The following is an 18933-nucleotide window of genomic DNA, read 5'->3' on the forward strand; positions in this document are numbered from 1 at the left end:
CGCTACAAGAAACTCAGAAAAGCGGACCACATTTTACAGCGGTCGGCTCGAGCGCCCGGCCGTCATCGTGCGCACTAAGTAATCGGCTCGCCGAGGATGTTTTTGCGTTTCCAAAAGGTCGGCCATCGCTTCGTCGGGGATGGACTGAGCTAGTGCCCGAGCAAAGCTCGTAGCATTCATCGAGCCACGGCTCTTCGGCAAAAGGAGCCAAACAGATTTCAAAAGCGCCGGAAAACCTGCTTTTCCCGCTTCACTGCCGAATACGCCACCAGCTCCGATAAACGCATACGCAAGGCACGTCGCGAACACGCGCGTGGTATCAGTTGGATACAGAGCCTCTCGTTCGTCAGGCTCTTTGGCGTAGTACGACCGCCGAGCTTTACCCACTTCGGTGAAACACCGCAGCAAATGAATTATCTGAGCTCGCCACTCGTCTGAAGTGATATCGGCGCCTATAACGCCATCGCGAAGATTTGCCACCAGGCAATGAGCGCGTAACGCCTCTGCCCACTCAATCCCTGACACACCATGACCAGCAATCAAAGCGATGAGCTTCTCGGCCGATTTCATAATCTCATCAGCTTCATGGGCAGCGTCTTTGCTGCGGCTCCGGTCACCTTTTCCTTTTGCCACTCGATTGAGTTTCAATCGATCTTCAAAGTCCTGCTCGTATTGAAGAACGATCTCGATGAGACTATCAAGCCGCTCTGACGTGAACATTGTTCCCGGGAGCCGAGACAATTCAGAGCGCGCCTTTTCTTCTTCGGGGCTCATCGCTTATCGCCAAGCGCAAATCTCGCCCATGTGTCCATTAGTTCGCGACGCTTCTCCAAGAGCTTTCCGCGCCTGTAGGCGGGCTCGAACTTATTTTCAATGGCGTGGGCGAGCGCCATTTCCGCGACTTTACTCGGGAAGTCAGTCTCTTCGCTGCACCCATCTCGGAACGTACTGCGGAAGCCGTGCACTGTCGCTCCGACCTTGAGCCGGTGGAGGGTCCGCGTCATGGCAGTATCCGAGAGCGGCTTGTATGCTGCGCTTCGTATCCCTGCCGATTGCCCGGCGATCTTCCGATCGACAATGCCCAAATCCATTAAGCGGCCTCGCGCGCGATCAGGGTCACCTTGCCGTTAGCCTTTACCTCATCGAGCCAATCGGCCCAGCGCTGCAACATCTGACGCCGTCCGGGAAGGTATTGCGCGGAATTGTAGGCGCCTCGCACTTCGTCCCGCTCATCGTGCGCAAGCTGTCGCTCGATCCAATCACGATTGAATCCCATCTCGTTGAGGGTCGTTGACGCTACTCCGCGGAAACCGTGGACGGTGGCTCTGCCGTGCCAGCCCAGCCGATACAGGGCATAGAGCATCGTGTTGTTGGACATGCAGCCTTCGCGAGAGGGCGACGGGAATAGGAAGCCGTTGGCGTCAGATCCCGGAACGGCTGCAAGCTCTTTGAGTGCCGCAACGGCTTGACGCGGCAACGGCACCAAGTGCTCGAACCGCGCTTTCATACGCTCGGCCGGAATGCGCCACAGTGGTTCGCGCCCATCTATGTCCTCGAATTCCTCCCAGCGCGCCGCGCGCAACTCCCCGGTTCGTACGAAGGTCAACACTACCAGCCGCAGCGCAATTGCCGTGCGCCGATCTCCGTCGTAGGAGTCGAGCGCTCTCAAGAAAGCGGGTAGCTCGTCGCGCGGCATTGTCCGGTGGTGTTGCTGCCGGCCATTAGGTTTCAATGCGCCCTTCAGGCCGCTCGTGGGATCATGGTTGGCTCGGCGAGTGATAACGGCGTAACGAAAAACCTGCCCGCAAGTCTGTCTCAGTCGCTTTGCTTGTTCCAGAGCGCCCCGATTCTCGACCTTGCGCAAAGCGTCGAGAAGTTCCAGCGCGTCGATTTCCGCGATCGGCCGGCGACCAAGAGAAGGAAAAATGTCCCTCTCTAGCCGGCGCTGAAGCTGATCGGCATAATAGGGGCTGAGCGCGTGGCGCTGATTGTTTAGATACTCAAGAGCGAGCGCTTTGAAAGTCGCATCGCCCCCGAGCCTAGCAGCGACCTTTTGCTGTCTCTTCTGCACTGACGGGTCAAGCCCATCGGCGAGTAGCTGACGAGCATCGTCTCGTCCCTTCCGAGCCCTCTGAAGTGTAACGGCCGGATATCCCCCCAGCGCGAGGGTCTTCTGTTTCCCAGCAAAGCGGTATGCGAGGCGCCACAACTTTGCGCCATTCGCTTGGACCAGGAGGTGCAAACCACCGCCATCTGAGATCTTATAGGGCTTTCCTTGCGGCTTGGCGTTGCGAACCGCGGTGTCACTCAATGGCATTGATGTTCTGTTGGTATCCTGGCGAAGCGATACCAACAAAAATACCACCAAACTTTACGGATGCCAACGAACCGCAGCGGACGGAACCGTGCAATTAACAGGCAAATTACTGAAGAATCTGCGCTGGGCGCGAACGGCAGAGAACTTCAGCGGAGGTGGAATTGGTGGGCCCGCCAGGACTCGAACCTGGAACCAGACGGTTATGAGCCGTCAGCTCTAACCATTGAGCTACGGGCCCCGCACGCGCTTCTCTTAACAGATGTTCGCAGAAGGACCAGTGCCGGTAGGCAATTCTGCGTTGGCATTCTGTCGCCGCATAACTTTATCCGGTTTTCTGCCCTCCGCGGCGCTTGTCGTAGAGGTCATCATAGGTTTTGCCGGTGGCCAAACGATAAGCCGCGTTGCGCACAACGCGAAAATTGCGCTGCAGGCCGCGGCGGAGCGCCCAGCCTGGTCGGGTCGGATCGCGAATGCTATCGTGCACGATGACGGCGTCGGGAAGAGCATCGTGCAGTTCTATGCCTGCAAGCCTGATCGGCAGCGTTCCGATCGAATAAATCTCGGAACTATCCGACATCGCATGGATCAGCATGAACTCGGCTGATTGACCAGGGCGCGCGCTGCGGCACGTGGCTTCCCATCCGGCGATGAAGGCGTCAGACCCTGGTGTCGGGCGCAGGAGCATGACGCGAGTCGTCGGCTTTAGAGCTCGTTGCGTTCCTTTAGCGGTGCCCTTCGTTCGCATGACGACGTCACCACGCGTCTTCAGTATATCGCTGATGTCGCCGCGGACCCGGCAATCGACATCCATGAAGACGAGATTTTCTTCCGGGTAGTCGTGACGCGCGTGAGCAAGAACAGTCGGCTTCTGCCGGGTCTGCGAGTACCAGTCGCCTTCGACGATCGGACGCGCGTAAAGGTGATGCGAGATTCGATGCTCGGCGAGGTTTTCTGCGAAGGCCCGTGCTGCAGGTTCATAGTTCGGCGTGAAAAATCCGATGACGAGAAAGTCCGAGGCGAAGGTCTGACGGATGTCGGAATCTTGGCTTCTATTGCCGGAACCTTCGCGAACCTTCGTTTCCATCGTTCCTCGGGTCTCGGTGTCTTCGGGAATTCATGTTGCGCAGCCGCATGACGGCGAAGGCCGCATGCTATAGCAGGAGATCCGAGCGTCGCAAGGCTGCCCAGGAGCGCACAGACGCGCCAAAAATTGCGCGTTCAGCTGAAATACAGGATTTTGCCCTCTTTTGCCCGCGAACCGCTTATAGCGACCGGGCACAAAGGTGAGGAGACCAACATGCCAACAGCTCTGCGTTCTCGATTTCTCGTTTCGGCGCTCTCGGGCGCCGTCGCGACGGGTTTCCTCATGACACAAGCAACAGGACTGCAGGCTCAGCAGATGCCCATCGAACGCTCGATCACGGTCTCCGCGACCGGCACAGCAGAGGCCGAACCTGATAGCGCTCGCATCACCTCGGGCGTCACGACGGAAGCCAAGACCGCGCGTGAAGCTTTGACCGGCAACAGCGAGACGATGAGCAAGGTCATCTCGGAGCTCAAAGCGAAAGGGATCAGTCCGAAGGATATCCAGACCGCAGCTTTCAACGTCGAGCCGGTGATGGATTATTCCAAGGATGGACAACCGCCGCAGCTCAGGGGATATCGCGTCACCAATCAGGTCGTCGTGTACGTTCGCGTCCTCGATAAACTGGGCGAGGTCCTCGACGAGATCGTAAGCGCAGGCGCCAATCAAATTCAGGGATTGGCGTTCGTGGTTTCCAAAGAGGATACGCTGAAAGACGATGCCCGCAAGGAAGCCGTCGCGAATGCTTTGCGTCGCGCCAAGCTTCTGGCCGCAGCTGCCGGCGCCGAAGTCGGCAACGTCTTGCAGATATCGGAAGAAACGCAGGCAAGCGGCCCCGTGACCTATGCCCCCCGGTTGGCCAAGGCGGAAATGTCCGTTCCGATCGAAGCCGGAACGAGCACGCTCGAGGCCCGCGTGACAGTCACCTGGGCGCTGAAATAGCGCCGCCCGGCATCAGATCAGTTTGACGATTTCGACGTCGACCTTCGCCGTCGTCCCACCGCCGGGCTGCTTCAACCAGTCACCGTAGTTGTGCATCTCGCCTGTCTCGCGAACGCGCGCGAGACGGGCGAGGTCGATGTTGGCCGTCACCCACTCGGCGGCGTTCAACGTGCCTTGGGCGAGCACGCCAGTGTCCGATACGTCGTGTTCTGACGGCACATAAATGCCTGCGGCGCCGGCATTGAAGTCGACAGCGGGCGACCAGGGCGCGTCGCCGACGGTCGGGCTCTGCACGGCGGCAATCGTATTCTCGAGCGCGCGCGCCATCGAGCCGGTGCGAACGCGGTGATATCCGGAGACCCGCTCCGTGCATGAGGGAACGAGAAGCACTTCCGCTCCCGCTTCCGCCATTGCCCGCGTGATGAGGGGGAATTCGCTGTCATAACAGATCGCGACACCAATGGTGCCGAGCGATGTCGAGAACACGCGCACCGGACCACCCGCGGTGACGCCCCAACCATGCTCGAACGGCGTCATTACGAGCTTCTCCTGCTCGCCGACCGAACCTTTGGGCGTAACGAGCTGGGCGGCGTTGACGAAGCGGCCGTCGATCTTCTTCGTCGGTCCAGAACCGACGAGGATATGCACGTTATGCTTCGCCGCGAGCTCCAGATGGAACTGGACGCGGCTCTCTTTCAGCTCCGCCACTTTCGTCAGCGTCGCCTGCAAATCTTCGTAGACCTCGGGGCCAAAGCAGGCAGCCTGCTCGATTGCCGCGTATTCCGGAAATACCAGAAGCTCCGCGCCGGTCGCCGCGCCGTTTTTGACCCACAGCGCGATCTTCTTCTCCCATTCGGCAAGCGTCTTCGGCTGGCCGATCGGATATTGCGAGCTCGCAACTTTAAGATGCTTCGCGGTCATCAGAGGGTCTTCATCCAGAACTGCATCTTGTGGGACGTCTCGCCGGGCTGATCGATGTCTTGCCAGTCGTAGGTCGCGATGATCCCGTCGACAGGAGCATACCCGCGCTTGCGCCAGAACGGATCAAGTGGGGCGTAGTCTGCCGGCTTCAACGGATGATCGTCAGGCCGAACGACCCGGCAGAATGACGAATGGGTGAACCCGCCAAGCTTTTTTGCCTGAGCCTCACGGCCGTCGAAGAAAGCGTGTCCCAGTCCATGGCCACGGTGGCTCTTCAACAGCACGCTCTCGCCGCAATAGAAGATCTTCGTGATGTCGTAGCCGGCTTGCGTGAAGGGCTCGCCGAATTCGTCCGCGTGCTCGATCATCGGCGCACCGGTCGACGCGCCGACCATCTGGTCGCCGTCATAGGCCGCGATGACGACGGCCCCTTTGGCCTTGGCGAACTTCTCGAGATACTTTTGTTCGTATTCGAGCGTGCCCTCGTAGAGATACGGCCAATCGCGAAACACGATCATCCGCAGGCGGCTGAGATCGGGAAGGACCTTCAGAATGTCCTCCCCGGTTACCGATTTGACGTCGAGTTTCTTCTTGTCGCCCGCGGTCGTCGTCATGTCTCGTCGATGCCTCAGCCCGCGACCTGCGCGATCCAATCCGTCAGATTGTAATAGGTGGTGACGCGCGCGATCTTGCCGTCGCGGACCGCGAAGAACGTGCCGGCCGGCAGAACGTATTTCTGGCCGACGGCGTCCGGCAAACCTTCTTCCGTGTTCTTGTAAGTTCCGTGCACGTTGAATTCGGCGGCAGCCCGTGTCGCGTCCTTGGAGACGAGGACGACGATGTCCTTCAGCTCTTCCTTATAATTGTGCGTCATGCGCGCGTTGAAGGCGCGAAACTTCTCTTTACCCTGGCGGCGCTCGCCCTGGTTGACGTCGTGGATCACGTCGTCCGTCAGGAAGTCGAGCATGACGTCGGTGTCGCCGCGATTGAACGCCGCGTAGTAGTCGCGGATCAGGGCAGCTGTTGCGGCGCGTGCTTGCGATTCAGGCGAGGTGTCGGACATCGGTTGTCTCCCGGAAGGCTCTGCGTTTGATTTGCCGCGGTGTTTAGCAGGTCGGAACGGGCCCTTCCATGCGCAAGCGTGCTGGGGTAAACGCGACATTTCACCTTCGATTGCGCAGCGGGGAGAAGTCGATGGCGCGCCTTCAAGAGCTTTTCGTCACCCGGATCTACCGGGAAGAGCTCCAGCGCGGCCCAACATCGTCGCTGCTCCAAGAGCTTGGGGAGGCGGCGCGCGAAATCTCCGCCCAAGACCGGGCAGGGCAGGCGTGGTCGAAGGCGAACGATTATGCGGGATATACATCTTATGCGTCGCTAAACGATCTGCCCGACAGGCACCCGGCATTCGCCGATCTCGTCGCGGTATTGGATCGGCATGCGAGTGCCTTCGCGAAAACGCTGGAGTTCGAGTTGACGGGGAGCGCCTCGCCCTCGACAGCCTATGGATCAATGTCCTGAAGCCGGGCGGTTTTCACACCGCGCACATCCACCCGCATTCGGTGATCAGCGGCACGCTTTACCTCGCCGTCCCGAAGGACGCGAGCGCGATCAAATATGAAGATCCGCGGTTGCCGATGATGATGGCCGCACCCGCGCGCAAGCCTACGGCGAAAGAGCAGAACAAGACGTTCGTCGCGGTCGCCCCGGCCGCGGGCACGCTGTTGCTCTGGGAAAGCTGGCTCCGAAGTGCCCGTCAATCACGCGAAGGCCGAGCGGGTGTCGGTTAGCTTCAATTATCGTCTCGATTGATCGATCGCCCCGGTGAGGGCACGAGACGCGTCCGCTACGCTCCAAGCACGTGGATCACGACCTGCCGGGTATGCGGCCGATGGCGGTGCTCGAATAGGTAGATGCCTTGCCACGTGCCGAGCAGCATTCGCCCGTCCGCGATTGGGATAGCGAGCGCCGTCTGGGTTAGCGCACTCTTAACGTGCGCCGCCATGTCGTCCGGACCTTCCGACTGATGCAAGAAGAGCGGATCGCCATCCGGAACCAGACGCCTGAAAAAGGCCGCGAGATCGAGCTGGACGTCCGGATCGGCGTTCTCCTGGATCAGCAGCGAGGCCGACGTATGGCGGCAGAAAACATGGGCCAAGCCGGTCAAAATGCCTGCGTCTTCGACGACCCGGGCCACCGCTTCCGTGAATTCCACGAGGCCCGCGCCATTGGTTCTGATTTCCAGCGTTTCCTGGTGCTGTCGCATTCTGGTGCCGGCCTCCGAGAGAGCCTATATAAGGGGGATGAGCAGAGCATTCGTCAAAGAATCGGACGCAGTAGAGGAGCTTCCCGAGAAGCTCGTCTCTGAGCACCGTAATCTGGTAACGCCGGAAGGCTTGGCTCACATCGAGGCCGAGGTGGGAAGGCTGCAGGCGGAGCTTGCGGAAGCGCAGCGTTCGGGCGACCGCGATGCGATCCAACGGGCTTCGCGCGATTTCCGCTATTGGAACCAGCGTTTTGGCAGCGCCGAGGTTCAGAACCCACCGACCGGCTCATCGGTCGTCTCGTTTGGATCGCTCGTGACCCTCGAACGGGACGACGGCCGTATCCAGAAATACCGCCTGGTCGGTGAAGATGAATCGAACCCGGCGAAGGGCAAGATTTCCTACACCTCGCCATTAGCGCAGGCACTTATGGAGAAGAGCGTCGGCGACGTCGTTCAAGCCGGCACCGGCGAAGCCGAGATCGTGAAGATCGAGTAGAGCCACTCACCGCCTCGAAGTGAATGCGCTAGATCGCTATTTGCAATCGCCGGCGTCGGATGATGGCATAAACGTCTTCATCGCTTCCTCGATTTCGGCAGCGCTCATGTCGCGCTGATGTGTTGCGATCGACCACTTGTGACCAAACGGATCTTCGATGATGCCGTAGCGATCGCCCCAGAACATATCGGCGATCGGTATCAGAGAGGTCGCCCCCGCTTTCACCGCTCGCTCGATGAACGCATCGACGTCGGCAACATAAAGATGGATCGTAACGGGACTGCCGCCGAGCGCTAAAGGCGAAAGCGAACCCCATTCCGGGTCCTCATCGACGAGCATCACCTGCGCATTGCCGATTTTGATGGCGCCGTGCATCAGCTTGCCGTTCTTTCCCGGCAATCGCATCATCTCGACCGCGCCAAAAGCCTTCTTGTAGAAGTCGATGGCATCGCTGGCGCCAGCGCAGACCAAATGCGGAGTGATCATTTGAAGGTCGTCACTTCGGATGCCGTCGGCGGTCTTCTCCTGTGTTTCCTGTATTTGGGTCATTTCGCTCCTCCATTTTTTATTTGGCGGCCGCGTAAGACTTTTTATTGGGGAGCGTGGGTGATCGAAGGGCGTGGCTACCAAGCTCCCTGCGGCAGCTTTCGTGAGAATGTAGGCTTCTTCAAGAATTGCCAAGCGCCGGAACTGGTTCGAGAGATGGTTCGGGAGATGGATGAGCTCCCGAAATACGGCGCTCAAGCGCGGAGCGACGGCCTGCAATGCGTACACGTTATGGTTTACCGCGCACGAACTCAAAGGTTCACGGCGCCGCCGGGGCAGTCTCTGCAGCCAGGGCCGGGAGTGCCGCGGCATCGTGTGGCTGGAAATAAAAAGGGCCGCTTTCGCGGCCCTTTCAATCAGTTATCCAGGAAGCTGCGCAGCTTGCGCGAGCGGCTCGGATGCTTCAGCTTTCGCAAAGCCTTCGCCTCGATCTGACGGATACGTTCGCGCGTCACCGAGAACTGCTGGCCGACTTCTTCCAGCGTGTGATCGGTATTCATGCCGATGCCGAAGCGCATGCGGAGAACACGTTCTTCGCGCGGCGTCAGCGAAGCCAGAACGCGCGTCGTCGTATCCCTGAGGTTGGATTGGATCGCCGCTTCGATCGGCAGCACCGCGTTGCGGTCCTCGATGAAGTCGCCGAGATGCGAATCCTCTTCGTCGCCGATCGGTGTCTCGAGAGAGATCGGCTCCTTGGCGATCTTCAGAACCTTGCGAACCTTCTCGAGCGGCATCGCGAGCTTTTCAGCCAGCTCTTCCGGCGTCGGCTCGCGTCCGATCTCGTGCAGCATCTGCCGCGACGTGCGCACGATCTTGTTGATCGTCTCGATCATGTGCACGGGAATACGGATCGTTCGCGCTTGGTCCGCGATCGAACGCGTGATCGCCTGCCGGATCCACCACGTCGCGTAGGTCGAGAACTTGTAACCGCGGCGGTACTCGAACTTGTCGACGGCCTTCATCAAGCCGATGTTGCCTTCCTGGATGAGATCCAGGAACTGCAGACCGCGGTTCGTGTATTTCTTCGCGATCGAGATGACGAGCCGAAGGTTGGCCTCGACCATTTCCTTCTTCGCCTGCCGTGCCTCGCGCTCGCCCTTTTGAACGGCTTTGACGATGCGGCGGTATTCGGGAATCTCAAGACCCGTCTCGGTCGCGAGCTGATGGATCTCGCCACGGATCTGCTCGACCTGACCGCGTTCGGTCTTGACGAACGAGCCCCACTTCTTGCCGTTGTTGGCAACGCGGTCGAGCCATGTCTGGTCGAGTTCGTTGCCGTAATATTCGTCGATGAAATGCTGACGCGGCACGCCGTAGCTGTCAGCCAGGCGCATCAAACGTCCCTCAAGACCGATGAGGCGCTTGTTGATCGCGTAAAGCTGCTCGACGAGGCTTTCGATACGATTGTTGTTGAGCGACAGCGATTTCACGTCGACGATGATCTCGTCGCGGATCTTCTCGTAGGCTTTCTGCTGCTGGCGCGAACCTTGATCGCCGACGAGCTGCTGTTCGAGCTTTTTGTCCTGCTGCTTGCGAAGCTTTTTGTAGGTCGCGGCAATCTGGTCGAAGGTCTCGAGAACCTTCGGCTTCAGCTCCGCTTCCATCGCGGCAAGCGACATCGCGTTCTCGAACTCATCATCATCGTCGCCTTCGCCGGACTGTGTCTCGGACTCTGCTTCAGCAGCTGGACCTTCGCCCGGAAGCGCCGAAACTTCCTTGGCCTCGGGGCCTTCATAGGTCGCTTCGAGATCGATGATGTCGCGGAGAAGAATCTTGCCGTCGTTGAGCTCATCCCGCCAAATGATGATGGCCTGGAAGGTGAGGGGGCTTTCGCAGAGCCCCGCGATCATCGCCTCGCGACCGGCCTCGATGCGCTTTGCGATCGCGATCTCGCCTTCGCGCGACAAAAGCTCGACCGATCCCATTTCGCGCAAGTACATGCGGACGGGATCGTCGGTGCGTTCAGCTGGCTCCGACTTGGTTTCGGATTTGACGAGCGAGCTGCTGCTCTGAGTGACGAGGGCGCGGCCCTCTTCATCCTCAGCCAGCTCTTCGGCCGCTTCTTCCTTTTCCTCGCCTTCTTCGGTTTCTACGACCGTGATGCCCATGTCGGACAACGTGGCGTAAAGGTCCTCGATCTGGTCGGAAGAAACCTCCTCCGACGGCAGAACCGAATTCAGCTGGTCGAGCGTGACGTAACCCTTCGCCTTCGCTGTTTTCAGAAGACGCTTTACGGCCTGGTCCGACAGGTCGAGTAATGGGCTGTCGCGTTCTGGAGTGTCGGCGGCCTGGTCTTTGTCTTCCGTCTTCTGGACTGCCTGCTGGGCGCGTGCCATCCTTGGTTCCTTGTCGTCTGCGCCGCTCCCGCACGAGAGAGGCTAAATCACAAAATCTTGGCTTCGAACTGCCGCATGCTGCAGCTCGCCGAAGCGGGAATGTTAACCACGCGCCTATCCAGCGCGCTTAAAGTCCGAATTGTCGTCGTCGGGTTGATCGAACTCGTCCATTTGATCTGTCGCCGTCTCGCGGGCGATCTGGCGTTTGATGTCGAGAAGGCGATTTTCTGCGTCTTCTGTGCAATCCCGATACCAAGCCTCCTCAGCGTTCTTCAGGGCAAGGCCTAGCTCGGCCTGTCGCTGCTGGAGCGCAAGAATATGGTGCCAGGCGGCTTCGACATCGGCGGCGGAGGCATCTGGCTCGGCAAAACGGTCGCTTTTGTGCGTAATCGTTCGCGCGACGAGGTCCACCACCTTTGCAACCCCCGATTTGCTCAATTGGGTTCGTAAAGTTGCGCTGTCAAGGGAATTCTGGCGCGCATGCACCGCTAAAATTTCATCGCGAAGCGCTGAAATCGCAGGGGAGGCGAACTCGATGACCGCAACAGCCTCCGAATGCTCATCAATCAGCCATGGATGGTTAATAAGTGTTTTCAGAATAAGAGCCTCACGCGGTAATATGCTCTGAAAATGACTTACGAGCTCCGGACTTGCCGTCATTGCACCAGGATAAGACGGCTTTTTTGGAAAGCGCTTTTCGGGCCCATTGAGCCGATAGCGCTCGCGTCCACGCCAGTCAGGCGCCGCCACAGGCCGGGCGTACGAGGACTGGACGGATGGCCCGCCGGCGCCTCGGCTCTGTGCGGAAAACCTTTCCCGCCCAAGTTGATACAACCTGTCGCGTAGCTCTCGGGAGTAGTAGCTACGAACTGTCGCGTCCTGAATGAGTTCGGCCAGAGCTTTGAGACGGGCCTCGAGCGCCGCGCGCTGCTCCGGGGTGCCGACCGGGTGGGCTTTCACCTCGCGGTCCCAAAGAACGTCGATGAGCGGACGCGTCTTCTCCAAAACTTCGGTCATAGCGCCAGCGCCCCGCTGGCGAATGAGATCGTCCGGGTCGAGGCCGTCTGGCAGAAAGGCGAAGGCGACACTGAAGCCAGGCTTGACCAATGGGAGTGCGATCTCGACGGCACGGTCAGCTGCCTTGCGGCCGGCGCCATCGCCGTCGAAGCACAACAGCGGTTCTGGTGCAAAACGCCACAAGAGCTTCAACTGGTCTTCGGTGAGCGCAGTTCCAAGGGGCGCGACCGTTTCGACGAAGCCCGCCTCGGCAAGCGCCACGACGTCCATGTAGCCTTCGACCGCGATAACCCTGTTTTTGTCGTGGGCTGCGGCCCGGGCACGCGCGGCATTGAATAGAATGTGGCCCTTGTGGAAGAGCGGCGTCTCCGGAGAATTCAGGTATTTGGCGGGCGCCTCCTTGTCGAGCGCCCGGCCGCCAAACGCAATGACACGTCCCTTCAAATCGAGGATCGGAAAGATCACCCGATTGCGGAAACGGTCATAAGGTTCAGGGATGTCATCCCCGGCAATGAGCATTCCGGCGGTCGCCATGTCGGCAGCCGAGAACCCCTTGCCCTTGAGGTGCGCGCTGAGCGCTGAGCGCGAGTTCGGCGCGAACCCGAGCCGAAAGGTCTGGATCGTCTCACGCGCCAGTCCGCGCCTCTCGAGATACCCTCGGGCCTCGGAACCCCGATCCGTCCGCAAGCTGTCCTCGAAGAACGCGGCCGAAGCCTCGAGTAGGCGGTAAAGCCTCTCGCGCTGGTCTTCCTGCTCGACATTGCGCTCAGTAGCCTTCGGCATGGGCACGCCGGCTTCCGCCGCGAGCCGCTCGACCGCCTCCGGGAACTCGAGGCCCTCGGTCTTCATCAGGAAGGTGAAGATGTCGCCGTGCTCGCCGGACGCGAAGCAATGGTAGAAGCCCTTCTGATCGTTCACGAAAAACGAGGGCGATTTCTCCGTCTTGAACGGTGAGAGACCTCGGAATTCGCGGCCGGATTTCTTCAGCGCAACCTTGCGGCCGACAACCTGGCTCACGAGCAGCCGGGAGCGGATTTCATCCAGAAGGTTCGGACTGAAGCGCATCGGCGTGGTGGGCCTCGATGAAGCGAAGTCTTATGCCGAGGCCCTTTTGTTCGCCCCGGCACGCAACTGAATAGGTGATTCGCCTAGAAGCACGGCGCTTCAATGCCTTGTCACGCCAAACCATACCCGCTTTCCACAGAGGGGCCGTTTCGAGCAGATCGCGCAGCCTCGATTGGTCGGCTCAGCCAAGCGCGGCTTTGACCGCAGCGCTCGCCTTCTGAAAATCCATTTGGCCCGCGTACTTGGCTTTGAGCAGGCCCATGACCTTGCCCATGTCTTTGGCCGACGTGGCGCCCGCTTCCTTGATTGCTTCGGCGACCGCGGCGGCGACGGCGGCTTCGTCCATCTGCTTCGGCAGATAGGCCTCGATGATGTCGATCTCGGACTGCTCGGCGGCTGCAAGATCGGGGCGGCCGCCGCTTGTATACTGCGCGATCGAATCCCGGCGTTGTTTCACCATCTTCGTCATGACGGCGAGGATACCCGCGTCATCGAGTTCCTTCCTCGTTTCAATCTCCGCGGTTTGGATGGCAGCGTTGATGAGCCTCAGTGTCGCGACCTTTGGCTTGTCACCGGCTTTCATTGCCGTCTTGAGATCGGCGCTGATCTTGGCGCGCATGGGTAACGTCTCCTTGAAACTGAGGGATTGGTTTACGAGGTGCATGTATCTCCCGGCAAGCGTTGCGGGACATAAGTTTTAGGGGGAACCATAATTGACGTTGAATGGCGGTTCCCCTAGGTTCCCGCGCGATTTGAGCCGTTGCTCGAAGACCCATTCAATGGATGACAGATGACCGCACCTGAACCCTGGACAGAAGTGCCTCTGACGGCGCGCCTCGTGCTTGACGATGGCACAGTCATAGCGGGCCGTGGTCTCGGTGCGACCGGCACCGCCGTCGGCGAGGTTTGCTTCAATACCGCGATCACCGGCTATCAGGAAATCCTGACGGACCCGAGCTACGCCGGGCAGATCATTACATTTACCTTCCCCCATATCGGCAACGTCGGCGCCAATAAGGAAGACACAGAGACGTCCAATCTCGCGTCGCGCTCCGGTGTCCGGGGCTGCATCTTGCGCGCCGACATCACCGAGCCTTCGAATTACCGCGCAGCCGAAAATCTCGATCAGTGGCTGAAAGCCCGAGGCATCATCGCCATCTCGGGCGTCGACACGCGAGCGCTGACGGCGCGCATCCGCGAGAAGGGCATGCCGAATGGCGTCATCGCGCACGATCCATCCGGCAAGTTCGACATCGACGCATTGAAGGCCGAGGCGAAAGCCTGGCACGGCCTTCTGGGTCTCGACCTCGTCCCGGAAGTCACCAGCGGTCAGAGCTACTCTTGGGATGAGCAGCGCTGGGTCTGGAACGAAGGCTTCAAACGCAACGAGAACCCGGAATTCCACGTCGTCGCGATCGATTACGGCCTGAAGCGCAACATCCTTCGCTGCCTCGCGTCGGCGGGCTGCAAGGTCACAGTCGTTCCGGCAACGGAAAAGGCCGAGGACGTGCTCGCTCGAAATCCGGACGGCGTCTTCCTGTCCAATGGGCCGGGAGATCCCGCAGCGACCGGCAAATACGCGGTGCCGGAAATCAAGAAGCTCGTCGATAGCGGCAAGCCGGTGTTTGGCATTTGCCTCGGCCATCAGATGCTCGGCCTCGCGCTCGGCGCGACGACAAAGAAAATGCATCAAGGCCACCACGGCGCCAATCACCCGGTGAAGGACTTCACGACGAACAAGGTCGAGATCGTCTCTATGAACCACGGCTTCGCAGTCGATCGCGAGAGCCTGCCTGGCGGCGTCGTTGAAACGCACGTCTCGTTGTTCGACGGTTCGAATTGCGGCTTGCAGCTCGAAGGCAAGCCCGTGTTCTCCGTGCAGCACCATCCGGAAGCCTCGCCCGGCCCGCAGGACAGCCACTATCTGTTCACGCGCTTCGTCAACATGATGCGCAAGCAAAAGGGATTGCCGGCGAGCCGGGAGCGCTGACCGGTGAAAAAATCGGGGGGAGCGAGAGGCTTCGGAGGCCGGCTCGCGGCCGTTTTTTCGGCGCTGACATTCGGAGCAGACGCGCAGGCTTGTGCGTTCGAGCAAGGCCCATTCCTGCAAGAGATCGCGCGACAGGCGAAAACCTGTTCGCACCCTCTTTGCGGACAAATTCTCGCAACCGCCGACGCCGTGCCCGTAGTCGCCAATGCGTCGTGTGCAGACCATCCATGGATGCGCCTCAAGACCGAGGCGGCCACCGCTATGTCTTCGGGCGGCGCGCTGATCCTCGGTGAGACCCACGACAACGCCGAGCATCATCTTCTGCAAGCCGCGGCTCTCGCCGAATTTGCGGACACGTCGAACGCGAAGCGACCCGCGGTTGTCTTCGAACAACTTCGCGCCGACCAGGAGACGGGCGTCGCGAGCTTCAGGGCGCTGCCGGGAAACGTATCGGGAAGCGCAACGTCCGAGACGCGCACCGTCGACGATCTGAAGCGCCTCGTGGACTGGGATAAATCCGCGTGGCCGAAGAATGTCTACGAACCTCTCTTCAGCGCCGCGATTGCGCTCGATCTGCCGATTTATGCCGGCGACGTTGCTCGCGCAGAAATCATGAAGGCTGCCAAAGGAGGGGAGGGCGCCGTCGCCCTTGAGGACCGTTCGCGCCTCGGTCTCGATGTGCCCCTGGGCGAAAAGCTCGACGCTGCCTCGGTGAAAGAAATCGAGGACTCCCATTGCGGCGCGCTTCCGAAAGAAGCATTCGGCGGCATGGCCTACGCGCAGCGCTATCGCGATGCGCATCTGGCCGATGCGGTTATCGCGGCCGGACGAACCAACGGTGCAGCCTTTCTGATCGCCGGCACGGGACACGCGCGGACGGATCGCGGCGTGCCCTGGTATGTTCGTCAGCGGGCGCCGGAGAAGAAGATCGTCTCGGTGATGTTCATCGAGGTCGAAGACGGCAACGCCGACGCTCAGTCCTACATACCACGCGACCCAGATGGCCAGCCGGCCGCCGATTTCGTCGTCTTCACAGCACGCACTGAACGCGGTGACCCTTGCGAGAAGATGCGCAAAAAGTAGTCCCGCTCAAGGCGCGCCCCGAATGGACGATTCCACAAATCAACCTTGCTGAACTTTAAGATCGCTTCACGTGCCGATCTGAGTATAACGCAAGGAAAAAATCTGGAGGAAATCGATGCGCGCGCTCTGCCTGGCCGTCCTCTCGCTCGCCGTAGCGACACCGGCCTTCGCCTCCGACTGCACGACCGACGTACTAGCGGCCTTTGAGAAACAGCGCGCGTCGAAGGCATTCCGCGTCGAATTCAGCCAGCCGACGGCTGAGGGCGAGGCGCATATGCGAATAGACTACATGCCGCCCAATCGCATGCTGCAGACCGTGACGTCGCCGGCGATGCCGGGCGAGCAGCAGACGATGCTGGTTGGCGATCGCGCCTTCGCCGGAACGAGCGGAGCCATGGAAGAGCTGCTGCCCCAGTATACCCAGTCGATCGTCGCCGAGGTGAACCAAACCGTATACGCGCCGCCCAAGGGTCTTGGTGACTTCGAATGCCTCGGTCCCGCGAAGCTCGATGGCCAGGATTTCATCGCCTATCGCACCGCGGACAAATCTCCGCCGGAAGCGGATCATACGAAGATCATGGCGCGGACGATCTACGTCGATCCGACGAGCGGACTACCGGCGTTCAACGTCGTGGCGTCCCGCGCGGACGGCGCGAACCCCGTTCTGAAGGTCAAGTATTCCTACCCGACCGATATCGACATCGTTGCACCCACGAACGCTCCCGTGCAAAAGCTCCGTTAAATCCAGCCGCCCCCGGCATAATTTAGGATATCCGTATGCGCCGCATCGCGCTCGCCCTAGTTACCGTCGCCGCCTTTTCCAGCAACGTTCTGGCGCAAGCCCCGGCCCCCGCGGCGGCTCCGGGAGCAAAGCCCAACGCCAATCCGTGCAGCGATGAAGTTTCCGCCGCACTCCAGAAGTTGAGAAAGTCGTCGTGGTTCCGCATGGACACTCACATGCTGACCGAGAACGGCCCGTCGACGATGCAGGTCGATTACGTTCTTCCCGATCGCATGCACCAGACCGTAACCGCGAAACTGACCAACAAGACGACGGAATTGATCCTCGTCGGCAATGAGGCGTGGTCGAAGCAGGATGAAACCGGCTGGAAGCCGGTGCCGCCGAAGGTCGCGAGCCAGATCAAGGAGCAGATGCAGGACTCCGTCGTGACGCAGCAGACGGATGTCGGCAGCTACGCCTGCAAGGGCCGCACGACCATCGACGGCCGCGATGTCCTGTCGTACCGGCTCGACACGGAAGCCGAGAAGGGCTCCACCGCCGACCCCAACCAGGCGTTCCGCATGTTCTACGTCGACGCCCTCACGGGCTTGCCGGTCAGCAATACGCTTCTGGCGCCGGGACACGAGGACAAGCCGATCTTCAAGACGAGCTATACGTTCCCGATCGATCTGAAAATCGATCCCCCAAAGGATGTGGCGGCGCCCCCGGCCGCCCAGACGCCTGCCGAGACGCCTGCCGCCGACCCCGCGGCCGGCAAATAGCCTTCGAGCACGATCCGTCATCTCATGCGTGCCGGCCGTGATGCTGGCCATGCTCCCTGAGATGGCTGGTATGACCGGTTTGGCCGATGACCGGGCCCCCCTTCGGCGCTAGAAGCAGCGCCGGAGAATTCAATGACCACGATAGAATCGTCACGCTCGGCGCTGCGCGCGCCGATGGCAACGGCCTCCCTTACTGTCCTCGTCGCAGTCAGCTTCTGTCATCTCCTCAACGATGTGATGCAGTCGCTGCTGGCAGCCGTCTATCCGATGCTAAAGCACGATTATGCCCTGAGTTTTTGGCAGATCGGGCTTCTCACAATGGCGTTCCAGGTAACGGCGTCGCTACTGCAACCCTTCATCGGCTACTTCACCGACAGGCGCCCCGTTCCCCATTCGACCAGCATCGGCATGGGGTCGACGTTCATCGGACTCATGATGCTGGCGTACGCGACGAGCTATGCGGTCCTCATCGTGGGCGCCGCCTGCGTCGGCATCGGCTCGGCTATCTTTCACCCGGAATCGTCCCGCATCGCGAGGCTCGCATCTGGCGGCCGTCATGGATTTGCGCAATCGCTGTTTCAGCTCGGCGGCAATTTTGGCACCGCGCTCGGGCCGTTGCTCGCGGCTTTCATCGTGTTACCGCGTGGACAGCAGAGCATCGCCTGGTTCGGCGCGATCGCGCTCGTCGGCATGGTGATCCTCTGGAAAGTGGGCGAATGGGGAACGACCGCGCGGGGCAAGGTCAGCAAAGAGCTGCTGCCCGCGGGGCTCATTCATTCGCGCCAACGGACGGCCGTCGCGCTGACGGTTCTGGCCCTCCTGGTCTTCACGAAAAACATCTACATGGCGAGCCTATCGAGCTACTACACCTTCTACGCCATTCATCGCTTCGACGTCTCCGTGCAGCAGTCGCAGTTGATGCTGTTTGCGTTTCTCGGAGCGTGCGCCGCGGGCACCATTCTCGGCGGCCTGTTCGGCGATCGATTCGGTCCCAAGATGGTGATTTGGTTCTCGATCCTCGGCTGCCTGCCGTTCACGCTGGCGCTGCCGTATGCCGACCTCAACTGGACGATTGCGCTGTCTGTGGTGATTGGCCTCATCCTGTCCTCGGCCTTCCCGGCAATCGTCGTCTTCGCGCAGGAACTCGTGCCCGGCCGGGTCGGCATGATTGCCGGCATCTTTTTCGGCTTCGCGTTCGGCATGGCGGGCATCGGAGCGGCGGTCCTGGGCGTCGTCGCCGACGCGCGCGGCATAGATTATGTCTACCAGATCTGCTCTTACCTGCCGTTTCTGGGCCTGCTGACGGTCTTTCTTCCGAGATCCGATGCACAGGAACGTGACAAGGTGAAAAAGGGATAAACACGCTTATC

At 60.3% G+C, this 18933-nt stretch carries 19 protein-coding genes, 1 tRNA gene and 1 pseudogene; 8 read left to right on the top strand and 13 right to left on the bottom strand.

What is annotated here, in order from left to right; genetic code table 11:
- Positions 1–33: 33 nt before the first annotated feature.
- The 5 genes from AC1DK3_RS18115 to AC1DK3_RS18135 form a co-directional block, all read right to left on the bottom strand.
- Positions 34–774 (bottom strand): hypothetical protein, encoded by a 741-nt coding sequence (locus tag AC1DK3_RS18115; protein WP_477193640.1) that lies wholly within the window; start codon positions 772–774, stop codon positions 34–36.
- Positions 771–1091: a hypothetical protein gene (locus AC1DK3_RS18120; protein ID WP_477193641.1), complete on the bottom strand. Its 321-nt coding sequence runs from the start codon at positions 1089–1091 to the stop codon at positions 771–773. The genes AC1DK3_RS18115 and AC1DK3_RS18120 overlap by 4 nt, the downstream gene beginning before the upstream one ends.
- Complete coding sequence (locus AC1DK3_RS18125) at positions 1091–2317, bottom strand: tyrosine-type recombinase/integrase (RefSeq protein WP_477193642.1); 1227 nt, start codon at positions 2315–2317, stop codon at positions 1091–1093. Before AC1DK3_RS18125 ends, AC1DK3_RS18120 begins: the two co-directional genes overlap by 1 nt.
- 162 nt (positions 2318–2479) lie before the next feature.
- Positions 2480–2555, bottom strand: a tRNA-Ile gene (locus tag AC1DK3_RS18130).
- An 84-nt stretch (positions 2556–2639) separates the two neighbouring features.
- Positions 2640–3401, bottom strand: coding sequence for a hypothetical protein (locus tag AC1DK3_RS18135; protein WP_477193643.1), 762 nt, complete (start codon positions 3399–3401; stop codon positions 2640–2642).
- Positions 3402–3614: 213 nt separating this feature from the next.
- On the opposite strand from AC1DK3_RS18135, the gene AC1DK3_RS18140 reads away from it, so the two are divergent.
- Positions 3615–4343, top strand: a complete 729-nt coding sequence (locus AC1DK3_RS18140; protein WP_477193644.1) for an SIMPL domain-containing protein — start codon at positions 3615–3617, stop codon at positions 4341–4343.
- Positions 4344–4355: 12 nt separating this feature from the next.
- Here AC1DK3_RS18140 and AC1DK3_RS18145 read toward each other — a convergent pair whose 3' ends face one another.
- From AC1DK3_RS18145 to AC1DK3_RS18155, 3 genes are read right to left on the bottom strand one after another with little or no spacing between them, the layout of a single operon-like run.
- A complete protein-coding gene (locus AC1DK3_RS18145) occupies positions 4356–5264 on the bottom strand; it encodes a carbon-nitrogen hydrolase family protein (RefSeq protein WP_477193645.1) in 909 nt (302 codons plus the stop codon).
- On the bottom strand, positions 5264–5878 hold the full coding sequence (locus AC1DK3_RS18150) for a GNAT family N-acetyltransferase (RefSeq protein ID WP_477193646.1): 615 nt from the start codon (positions 5876–5878) through the stop codon (positions 5264–5266). The genes AC1DK3_RS18145 and AC1DK3_RS18150 overlap by 1 nt, the downstream gene beginning before the upstream one ends.
- Positions 5879–5892: 14 nt before the next feature.
- Positions 5893–6327, bottom strand: a complete 435-nt coding sequence (locus tag AC1DK3_RS18155) for a ketosteroid isomerase-related protein (RefSeq protein WP_477193647.1) — start codon at positions 6325–6327, stop codon at positions 5893–5895.
- 131 nt (positions 6328–6458) lie between these two features.
- Here AC1DK3_RS18155 and AC1DK3_RS18160 point away from each other — a divergent pair.
- A pseudogene (locus tag AC1DK3_RS18160) lies at positions 6459–7051 on the top strand (TIGR02466 family protein).
- A gap of 56 nt (positions 7052–7107) precedes the next feature.
- On the opposite strand, the gene AC1DK3_RS18165 reads toward AC1DK3_RS18160, so the two are convergent.
- Positions 7108–7527 carry a secondary thiamine-phosphate synthase enzyme YjbQ gene (locus AC1DK3_RS18165; protein WP_477193648.1) on the bottom strand — a complete coding sequence of 140 codons (420 nt, stop codon included), beginning with the start codon at positions 7525–7527 and terminating at the stop codon, positions 7108–7110.
- Between the two features lie 37 nt (positions 7528–7564).
- Between AC1DK3_RS18165 and greA the strand changes: the two genes are divergently transcribed.
- A complete protein-coding gene (greA, locus tag AC1DK3_RS18170) occupies positions 7565–8023 on the top strand; it encodes a transcription elongation factor GreA (RefSeq protein ID WP_477193649.1) in 459 nt (152 codons plus the stop codon).
- 36 nt (positions 8024–8059) lie between these two features.
- On the opposite strand, the gene AC1DK3_RS18175 is transcribed toward greA, so the two are convergent.
- The 4 genes from AC1DK3_RS18175 to AC1DK3_RS18190 form a co-directional block, all read right to left on the bottom strand.
- Entirely contained in the window at positions 8060–8572 is a 513-nt protein-coding gene (locus tag AC1DK3_RS18175) for a VOC family protein (RefSeq protein ID WP_477193650.1), read from the bottom strand.
- A gap of 353 nt (positions 8573–8925) precedes the next feature.
- Complete coding sequence (gene rpoD / locus AC1DK3_RS18180; protein ID WP_477193651.1) at positions 8926–10905, bottom strand: RNA polymerase sigma factor RpoD; 1980 nt, start codon at positions 10903–10905, stop codon at positions 8926–8928.
- Positions 10906–11019: 114 nt separating this feature from the next.
- Positions 11020–12987 (bottom strand): DNA primase, encoded by a 1968-nt coding sequence (dnaG, locus tag AC1DK3_RS18185; protein ID WP_477193652.1) that lies wholly within the window; start codon positions 12985–12987, stop codon positions 11020–11022.
- 181 nt (positions 12988–13168) lie between these two features.
- Entirely contained in the window at positions 13169–13606 is a 438-nt protein-coding gene (locus tag AC1DK3_RS18190; protein ID WP_477193653.1) for a GatB/YqeY domain-containing protein, read from the bottom strand.
- A 171-nt stretch (positions 13607–13777) separates the two neighbouring features.
- Here AC1DK3_RS18190 and carA point away from each other — a divergent pair, with 171 nt between their 5' ends.
- From carA to AC1DK3_RS18215, 5 genes are all read left to right on the top strand, one after another.
- Positions 13778–14977, top strand: coding sequence for a glutamine-hydrolyzing carbamoyl-phosphate synthase small subunit (gene carA / locus AC1DK3_RS18195; protein ID WP_477193654.1), 1200 nt, complete (start codon positions 13778–13780; stop codon positions 14975–14977).
- 3 nt (positions 14978–14980) lie between these two features.
- Complete coding sequence (locus AC1DK3_RS18200; protein ID WP_477193655.1) at positions 14981–16060, top strand: ChaN family lipoprotein; 1080 nt, start codon at positions 14981–14983, stop codon at positions 16058–16060.
- Positions 16061–16175: 115 nt separating this feature from the next.
- Positions 16176–16802 carry a hypothetical protein gene (locus AC1DK3_RS18205; RefSeq protein WP_477193656.1) on the top strand — a complete coding sequence of 209 codons (627 nt, stop codon included), beginning with the start codon at positions 16176–16178 and terminating at the stop codon, positions 16800–16802.
- A gap of 35 nt (positions 16803–16837) precedes the next feature.
- A complete protein-coding gene (locus tag AC1DK3_RS18210) occupies positions 16838–17563 on the top strand; it encodes a hypothetical protein (protein ID WP_477193657.1) in 726 nt (241 codons plus the stop codon).
- A 132-nt stretch (positions 17564–17695) separates the two neighbouring features.
- Complete coding sequence (locus tag AC1DK3_RS18215; protein ID WP_477193658.1) at positions 17696–18922, top strand: MFS transporter; 1227 nt, start codon at positions 17696–17698, stop codon at positions 18920–18922.
- Positions 18923–18933 lie beyond the last annotated feature (11 nt).

It is taken from the genome of Hyphomicrobium sp. 01T421, assembly GCF_056398805.1.